1 protein-coding gene is annotated in these 380 nt (G+C 40.8%); it reads right to left on the reverse strand.

The genetic code is table 11. The annotated features are described in order from the left end of the window. Positions 1-182: 182 nt before the first annotated feature. A partial coding sequence (locus ACVCZW_RS00040) for a hypothetical protein (protein ID WP_452231281.1) occupies positions 183-380 on the reverse strand: 198 nt, incomplete at its 5' end.

Below are 380 nucleotides of genomic sequence, written 5' to 3' on the forward strand. Positions count from 1 at the left end.
CTCCAAAATAGCAGGAGATCCTTCCATGCTCTTGACGCTCTCCAAAATAGCAGGAGATCCTTCACTTACTTTGATGATCTCATAAATAGCAAGAGATCCTTCACTTACTTTGATGATCTCATAAATAGCAAGAGATCCTTCCATGCTCTTGACGCTCTCCAAAATAGCAGGAGATCCTTCACTTACTTTGATGATCTCATAAATAGCAAGAGATCCGATCCTTCCATGCTCTTGACGCTCTCCAAAATAGCAGGAGATCCTTCCATGCTCTTGACGCTCTCCAAAATAGCAGGAGATCCTTCACTTACTTTGATGATCTCATAAATAGCAAGAGATCCTTCACTTACTTTGATGATCTCATAAATAGCAAGAGATCCTTC

This window comes from Lacinutrix sp. MEBiC02595, from assembly GCF_053601555.1.